A 7,375-nucleotide genomic window follows, 5' to 3' on the forward strand; every position below is an offset into this window, starting at 1 on the left:
GATAAATCCAGTAATATTTTGTGATTTTGACGGGACGGTAACTGAAAAAGACAATATCATTTCAATCATGAATAAATTTGCACCTTCTGGCTGGAATGAGCTCAAAGATGCTGTACTGGACCGCCGTATTTCAATCAAAGAAGGAGTCGGCAGGATGTTTTCACTCCTGCCGGTTAATCTCAAGGATGAAATCATTCAATATGCTATAGAAAATGCTAAGATTCGCCCGGGTTTTCAGGAATTTCTTGAGTTTGCGAAAGAGGAAAGTATCCCGGTTTATATCGTCAGCGGAGGAATTGATTTTTTTATAGAACCAATCATTGAACGCTTTGGACCGTTTGCAGGAGTTTATTGCAATGGCTCTGATTTTTCAAAAGAGACAATCAAAATAGAATGGCCAAACAGCTGCGATGAGCAATGTACCAATGATTGCGGCTGCTGCAAGCCATCAATTATGAGGAAGCTCTCTCAAAACGAAACATATAAAATTGTTATAGGTGACTCTGTAACCGACCTTGAAGCTGCAAAGCAGGCAGACTTTGTATTCGCTAGAGATTATTTAAAAGCCAAGTGTGAAGAATGGGAAATTCCCCATATACCATTTGAAACTTTTTATGATTGTATAGAAGTTCTTAAAACTAAGACAGGGGTGAGAGGATGAGCATTTTAGAAACAAAATGGGAAGAACTTGCTGATGTGAAGGCAGAACTTGCTGAACGGGACTGGTTTATGGGAACTAGCGGCAACCTAGCGATCAAGGTAAGCAGCGACCCTGTACAGTTTCTGGTTACAGCGAGCGGAAAGGATAAACGGAAACGTACTGAGGAAGACTTTTTGCTTGTCGATCAATTCGGTAGGGCAGTTGAAGAAACGCATTTGAAACCATCAGCCGAGACACTTCTGCACGTTGAAGTATATAGAAAGACCAACGCGGGCTGCAGCCTCCATGTCCATACGATTGACAATAATGTCATTTCCGAAGTCTATGGTGACAGGGGGGAAGTCCAATTTCAGGGCCAGGAATTAATTAAAGCATTTGATAAATGGGAGGAAGATGCCGTCCTCAAAATTCCGATCATTCCGAATTATGCACACATTCCTTCTCTGGCAAAAGCGTTTTCTGAGCATGTAAAAGGGGATACAGGAGCAGTCCTGATCAGAAATCATGGCATCACAGTCTGGGGCCGGAATGCCTTTGAGGCTAAGAAAATATTAGAGGCAACAGAATTTTTATTCCGATATCAATTAAGGCTCCTTGAACACAAACCATTTCAATTATTTAAAGTAGTTTAGAAGATATTTATTTTTTAGTCCTGTTGATTGGAGCGGAAATCAGCAGACAAATTTACTGGAGCCAAAATAGAAGTATAAATGAAGGAGAGATTTTAAATGGCATTTATCGTAAAGCAATATTCAAAAGAAAAAATTGTCGATCAACAAGAGGTAGCTTCTTTTCTAAATGAACAAGAAGTAATTTATGAAAATTGGGATATTGAAAAGCTTCCAGCTAACCTCCAGGAAAAATTCCTCTTATCAGATGAAGAAAAACAGCAAATACTAGATACTTTTAAGGCTGAAATCGAGGATATCTCAAACCGCAGGGGTTATCAAGCCCAAGATGTCATTTCCTTATCAAGCAATACACCGAATCTAGACCAGCTTCTTGCAAATTTCAAGCAGGAGCACCACCATACAGACGATGAAGTACGATTTATTGTCAGCGGACATGGAGTGTTTGTGATTCAGGGTAAAGACGGAGAATTTTTTGAAGTATTCCTTAATCCTGGTGATTTGATCTCAGTACCAGAAAATGTGCGCCACTATTTCACTTTGCAGGATGACAGACAGGTGGTCGCAGTAAGGATTTTTGTAACGACAGAAGGCTGGGTACCTATTTATGAGAACGAGAAAGTCAGCCAGTAACTCAGTTTGCGTTTTTCAAGCACAAAGTAAAGAAGTGTGAAAATTGTCGAAGAAAAAATTTTTAGCAGAGAAAAATGTCTTATTTTGCGAATCTATTTACTTTGATACAAGCATTTGCAATAATTTTTCAAGTAATCTTTTATTTATTTAAGGAGTTAAAGTAGTAGAGGATTTATAGGAGGAATTATGAAGTGTATCAATCGCAAAGGGCCTTATTGAAGGAAATAGATCGCATGAGGGAACGAATGGTGACTTCGGCAAGTGAATCAGGTTATACAAGCGAGGAAACAATTCGCTTCAGCCAGAATCTTGACCGTTTGATATTTGAATATCTAACTTTATGTAAAGAAGCAGAAATTCAAAGGCAAAGAGGAAAACTCCTTTTTAGGCAGATGATCTTGCTAACGAAAAAGCAATATATATTACCAACTGCAAAATTCGGTTGAATTGAATAGACAGAAGTATTGTAGCCACTGCCCTGGCCGGCGGTGGGTACAATATTTCAATAAACTCTTTTCATTGACTGTGAAGCACTTATCCTTGTTGAAAACCTTTTAATACGGGTACCAAACCTCCGATCTCCACAATACTCATTTCCAAATCAACACATAACAAAGCAATATCCCCAGAGAATTAACAATTTGCTCAAAAATTCACGAGAATATGGCTATATGTGATTTTTATCATAGTTTTTATTCGAACATTTTATATATTTTTAACATAGATAGGTTTTTATCAACGTAAGCTTCTACACCTCACCATGTGCTACACATCCTTCCCATTTTTTACAATGCTCTTCATTTGGTTCACGACAGTTTGGAATTTTCCTGTTTTAATGACTTATTGCCTGCACTTCGATTTTTCACTTTTTTATTTGTTGGTACTATGCTTGTAAAGCGATTCATATATCGTACTACATGGCATTTTTTTATCTAGGCTGTTTTCGCTAAGATTGTTGTTTTTCAAGCTATGATAATGCTCCTTAATAGAACTCTATTCCATGGGATCAAGATTGTGTCTCTATTAATTGGTCTCTAAATAGGTCAAACTGCAAGCTAACGAAAAGAGTTTTAGAAATCGTTTTCATAATTTAGTTGTTTGTTATTTTAAGGAGGGGAAAGAGAATCATGCACATTGTCGTTTGTGTCAAGCAAGTGCCCGATACGAAAATCATTAAAATTAATCCTAAGACGAATACCCTGGACCGACGCAGCGCCCCAGCAATCTTAAACCCATATGATGCCCATGCCGTCCAGGAAGCTGTAAAAATTAAAAACAAGACTGGCGGAACGATTTCGGTATTATCAATGGGACCTCCACAGGCAGTCGCTGTTATTAAAAAGAGTGTAGAAATTGGAGCTGACCAAGGATTCTTAATCTCAGACAGGGCTTTCGCAGGTGCAGATACACTTGCAACAAGCTACGCACTTTCTAAGGCACTTGAAAAAATTTCAATAGATAATCCGATTGATCTTGTCATTTGTGGAAAGCATGCGATTGATGGAGATACGGGGCAGGTAGGACCAGGAATAGCAAGACGTCTTGATATCCCGCCTGTTACTAATGTAATTGAAGTTTCAGAGATAAATGAAAAAGAAAAGTATGTCCATATCAAGCGAAAGCAAATTAATGGCTATGAAGTGATTCAGTCACAATTGCCGTGCTTGTTGACGGTAGAGAAAGAAATTAATGACATTGAATATGCTCCGCTGCCAAACATGATCAATGCTGCACGATACGAGCCGGTAATCTGGTCCGTAAATGACCTGGGAGATGTCGATAAAACCCAATTGGGTTTGAAAGGTTCACCAACAATTGTAGGTAAAATGTTTACACCGCCTAAGCTTGAAGGCGGGAAGAGGATCGAGGGAGACACAGATTCACAGATTGAACAGCTGATGGACGTTTTAATGGAACGAAAAGACTTATTTAAGATACTTTCGTAAGCCCTGTTACTAATCTCAGAAAAATAAAAATAGACTGCAGGAATTTTACGTGTTTTTATGCGTTGCCTTGATATAGAACAAATCAAAGCACTTAGCTTAATAGATTTACGCGCAACACCACTCCATAGAAAAGCAGTCTTTTTTAAAATAAAAGCTGCCAACTCTTGATTCCGATTTTAAGGGGGAATAACAGGATGCAAGAAAACCAGGGAGTCTGGGTATTCATTGAAGTAAATGAAGGGAAAATTGAAGGGGTTTCTTTGGAATTGCTTGGTGCCGGCAGAAAGCTTGCAGATAAGCTTGCAGTACCACTTTCCGGTGTAATGCTGGGTGAAGGTGTCCTTCCGATTGCCAACGAAGTCATTTATGCAGGAGCCGATGAGGTATATGTGGTTGATCATCCGGTGCTAAAAAATTATCGGACTGAATCTTACATGAAAGGTGTCTGCATCCTGGCCGAAAAGTATAAGCCAGAAATCTTCCTTTATGGAGCAACCCCTAATGGAAAAGACCTTGCAAGTGCGGTTGCGACTGATTTAAGCACTGGACTTACAGCAGACACGACGATGCTTGACGTCGATGTGGATAAAAGGTTGCTAGAGGCAAGCCGTCCTGCATTCGGCGGGAATATCATGGCAACGATCCTCTGTAAAAAACACAGACCGCAAATGGCAACAGTCCGCCCGAAGGTCATGAAGGCCCTTGAAGCTGATACAGAAAGAAAAGGTGTTATTATCGAAGAAGAATTTAATCTTCGCGAAGAAGATATGCGGACAAAAGTGCTTAAAATTGTGAAGGACGTAACAAAAAAGGCAAGCCTTGCAGAGGCACATGTCATTGTTGCGGGCGGAAAAGGAATGGGTGACCTCCAGGGCTTCCAGCTGATTCATGAGCTAGCGGATGTCGTAGGGGCAAGCGTAGGAGGAACGAGGGACGTTGTTGAAGCTGGCTGGCTGAAGCATGAGCAGCAAGTCGGTCAGACAGGCGAGACAGTCACACCAAAGATCTATTTTGCGATTGGGATATCGGGCGCTATCCAGCATGTTGAAGGAATGAAAAACTCTGAGTTGATTATCGCCATCAATAAGGATCCAAATGCGCCGATTTTCGATGTAGCCACATATGGCATTGTTGGAGATGCGATGGAAATTGTGCCAAAGCTAATCCAGCAATTCAAAGAGCTCAGCAAAGAGAAAGGCGGGGAAATGAGCTATGCCTGAAAAATTTGATGTTATCGTCGTTGGTGCCGGACCTGCCGGAACTTCATGTGCTTACAGCTGCGCAAAAAGCGGGCTGAAGGTGTTATTAATTGAACGTGGAGAATATCCTGGAAGCAAGAACGTAATGGGGGGTGTCCTTTACCGTAAGCAAATGGAAGAGATTATCCCTGAATTCTGGAAGGAAGCTCCGTTGGAAAGGCCTGTAGTTGAACAGCGCTTTTGGATGATGGACAAAGAGTCAGTCGTTCAATTCGGCTATAAAGGTCTTGAGTGGGCGGTTGAACCATATAATAATTTTACAGTGCTTCGTGCACAGTTCGACCAATGGTTCGCCCAGAAAGCTGTCGAGGCCGGCGCTTTGCTGATCAATGAGACTGTTGTGACAGAATGTATTGTCGAGAACGGCCAGGTGGTCGGGATTCGCACCGACCGTCCAGATGGAGAAGCATTTGCTGATGTCGTTGTCCTCGCAGATGGTGTTAACTCATTACTTTCCAAGCAGCTCGGCTTCCACAGGGAATTCCGTCCTGATGAAGTAGCATTGACGGTCATGGAGGTCATTAATCTTCCAAAGGAAAAGATTAATGACCGGTTCAATCTCGAAGGAAACCATGGAACAACGATTGAGATTTTCGGGGATTCCACAAAAGGCAACCTCGGTACAGCTTTTCTTTATACAAACAAAGATAGCTTGAATATCGGGGTAGGAACTACACTTTCAAGTATGATCAAAGCAAAGCTGAAACCGTATGAATTGCTGGATTACTTGAAAAAGCATCCGATGGTGCGTCCTTATCTTGAAGGCGGAGAGTCTGCCGAGTACCTTGCCCACCTGATTCCTGAAGGAGGATATCATTCCGTTCCACGTGTGGCCGGAAATGGTGTGCTTGTGGTTGGGGATGCAGCGCAGCTTGTAAACGCCATCCATCGCGAAGGCTCTAACATGGCAATGGCTTCAGGAAAAATGGCCGCAGAAGCAATCGTCGAAGCGAAGAAAGATGGTAACTTCAGTGAAAAGAGTCTGAATAGGTACAAAGAAGCGTTATATGGAAGCTTCATCATCAAGGACCTTGAAAAATACAAGGATGCTGCACACACATTTGAGAAGTATCCGCAGTACTTTAAGGAGTACCTGCCAATGGTGAATCAGGCAATGAGCAAATTCTTTACAGTAGACGGAACACCGAAAAAAGAAAAGCAAAAAGAAATCATGCGCAGCATGACTGCTGAAAAAGGAACCTTTAAGGTAATGCAGGATATCTATCGTGCCTGGAAGGCGGTGAAATAATGTCAACGACAAACATCGAGGAAAAACAATATCTCTTAAGGTTTAAGTGTGACACAAAATCGCATCTGACAGTATTGGACCATGACGTCTGCATGACCCAATGCCCCGACAAGATCTGTACTGTTTTCTGCCCTGCTGAAGTATACAAATGGGAAGGGAAGAGAATGCAGGTAGGCTACGAAGGCTGCCATGAGTGCGGAAGCTGCAGGATCGGCTGTCCATATCAGAATATTAAATGGGAATATCCAAAGGGCGGACATGGAATCGTGTTCAGGCTTGCTTAAACAACTTATTAGAAAAAGCTGGTGGAGGTGTCCGCCAGCTTTTTTGCGTTTGTAAGTATAAAGTATGGAAGACTTTTGGCCTTAGGAGGATTTGTCCCTAGACAGGTTCTAGGAGCCCATTTTGGCTTTGGTGAGGTAAATGAGTGTTACTATACAAGTTCTAGGAGAACATTTTTGTATTCAAGATGGTAAAAAAGAAAGCAATGTATATCTTTTAAGTTATGTTATTTTATCTAATTGAGATTTTATTATATTCATCATATGTAAGTTAATTCACAAATGGGTTCAAAAAAGAGAAGAGCTAAATGAGAGGGGTAAGCTGAAGGGGTTAGCTAATTTTTTCTTGTAGCATTACGGTGTGAAGCTGGTCATTTCGGACTTCTATTTCTATATTCCTGGCAGCTTCCACAGCTTCATCAAACCGGTCAAATGAGTCAGAAGAGAAAATAGGTGTGCCGGCGTCGTAGAATCCAGCTGAATTTGATTTATATATGATTACATTCCAGTGATAATATTCTTTGTCATCAACTTGGTGGCCTTGAAGTCCGATCAGTAAGTGGGTATGAAGCAAATCAGGGTGAATGTCCAAGTAGGTTTTCTAAACACTAGTGCCAGCTTGAATTAATGCTTTCCCGTAAAAATCACGGTAATATTCGTTTTGCAAGGTTAGTTCACTCCTTTTGCTATAAAGTATAACTTTATTATATGTAAGGT

Annotated in this window: 9 protein-coding genes; 8 read left to right on the top strand and 1 reads right to left on the bottom strand. The window is 41.0% G+C overall.

Annotated elements, in window-relative coordinates:
* Position 1 precedes the first annotated feature (1 nt).
* From WB217_RS04975 to WB217_RS05010, 8 genes are all read left to right on the top strand, one after another.
* Positions 2-661, top strand: coding sequence for a 2-hydroxy-3-keto-5-methylthiopentenyl-1-phosphate phosphatase (locus WB217_RS04975; RefSeq protein WP_423991218.1), 660 nt, complete (start codon positions 2-4; stop codon positions 659-661).
* On the top strand, positions 658-1,293 hold the full coding sequence (locus WB217_RS04980; protein ID WP_423991220.1) for a methylthioribulose 1-phosphate dehydratase: 636 nt from the start codon (positions 658-660) through the stop codon (positions 1,291-1,293). Before WB217_RS04975 ends, WB217_RS04980 begins: the two co-directional genes overlap by 4 nt.
* 96 nt (positions 1,294-1,389) lie before the next feature.
* Complete coding sequence (locus WB217_RS04985; RefSeq protein ID WP_423991222.1) at positions 1,390-1,923, top strand: 1,2-dihydroxy-3-keto-5-methylthiopentene dioxygenase; 534 nt, start codon at positions 1,390-1,392, stop codon at positions 1,921-1,923.
* Between the two features lie 191 nt (positions 1,924-2,114).
* The gene (locus WB217_RS04990) at positions 2,115-2,369 is read left to right on the top strand and encodes an aspartyl-phosphate phosphatase Spo0E family protein (RefSeq protein WP_423991224.1); all 255 of its coding nucleotides are present in this window, start codon (positions 2,115-2,117) and stop codon (positions 2,367-2,369) included.
* A gap of 681 nt (positions 2,370-3,050) precedes the next feature.
* The gene (locus tag WB217_RS04995) at positions 3,051-3,869 is read left to right on the top strand and encodes an electron transfer flavoprotein subunit beta/FixA family protein (protein WP_423991226.1); all 819 of its coding nucleotides are present in this window, start codon (positions 3,051-3,053) and stop codon (positions 3,867-3,869) included.
* Positions 3,870-4,063: 194 nt separating this feature from the next.
* Complete coding sequence (locus WB217_RS05000) at positions 4,064-5,089, top strand: electron transfer flavoprotein subunit alpha/FixB family protein (RefSeq protein ID WP_423991228.1); 1,026 nt, start codon at positions 4,064-4,066, stop codon at positions 5,087-5,089.
* Positions 5,082-6,377, top strand: coding sequence for an FAD-dependent oxidoreductase (locus WB217_RS05005; protein ID WP_423991230.1), 1,296 nt, complete (start codon positions 5,082-5,084; stop codon positions 6,375-6,377). The genes WB217_RS05000 and WB217_RS05005 overlap by 8 nt, the downstream gene beginning before the upstream one ends.
* Entirely contained in the window at positions 6,377-6,661 is a 285-nt protein-coding gene (locus WB217_RS05010; RefSeq protein ID WP_423409848.1) for a ferredoxin family protein, read from the top strand. The genes WB217_RS05005 and WB217_RS05010 overlap by 1 nt, the downstream gene beginning before the upstream one ends.
* Before the next feature lie 328 nt (positions 6,662-6,989).
* On the opposite strand, the gene WB217_RS05015 is transcribed toward WB217_RS05010, so the two are convergent.
* On the bottom strand, positions 6,990-7,250 hold the full coding sequence (locus WB217_RS05015) for a hypothetical protein (RefSeq protein WP_423991233.1): 261 nt from the start codon (positions 7,248-7,250) through the stop codon (positions 6,990-6,992).
* Positions 7,251-7,375 lie beyond the last annotated feature (125 nt).

It is taken from the genome of Mesobacillus sp. (assembly GCF_049588175.1).
Taxonomy (GTDB): Bacteria; Bacillota; Bacilli; order Bacillales; family Cytobacillaceae; genus Mesobacillus.